1 protein-coding gene and 1 pseudogene are annotated in these 339 nt (G+C 47.2%); both read left to right on the top strand.

Annotated elements, in window-relative coordinates; all coding sequences use genetic code 11:
* Nucleotides 1–197: pseudogene (locus tag ACFINZ_RS11190) on the top strand (late control protein); the annotation flags it as partial.
* On the top strand, nucleotides 194–339 hold a 146-nt coding region (locus ACFINZ_RS11185; protein WP_375701553.1), incomplete at its 3' end, for a DnaB-like helicase N-terminal domain-containing protein. The pseudogene ACFINZ_RS11190 and the gene ACFINZ_RS11185, both read left to right, overlap by 4 nt.

The raw sequence follows: 339 nt of genomic DNA, 5'->3' as shown, positions 1-339 counted from the left end.
GAGCCATGGGCAGTGGTTCTTTAAGCCTTGAGGGGCGCCCTGAAATCATGGCGGGCCAACCGCTTTTGCTTCAAGGATTCCGCGGTGAAATCAATGGTCCATGGCATGCTGCAACCGTGACCCATCGCTATGAGAAGCAAAGTGGATACACCACAGAAATTACTTTTGAGGCCCCAAATAAGGGAAAAGAGGCATGAGAAACTTAAACGTGTTAGAAACAGAAAACCCAAGAGATACTTTTGCTCCTTCTTTTCGGCAACTTCCCCATAATATTGAAGCAGAACAAGCGTTGCTCGGGGCCATCATGATCAATAATGATGCTCTTGAGAGCGTTTCTGA

It is taken from the genome of Bartonella sp. AA81SXKL, from assembly GCF_042196945.1.
Lineage (GTDB): Bacteria > Pseudomonadota > Alphaproteobacteria > Rhizobiales > Rhizobiaceae > Bartonella.
This window is presented reverse-complemented; position numbering and strand designations above follow the sequence as displayed.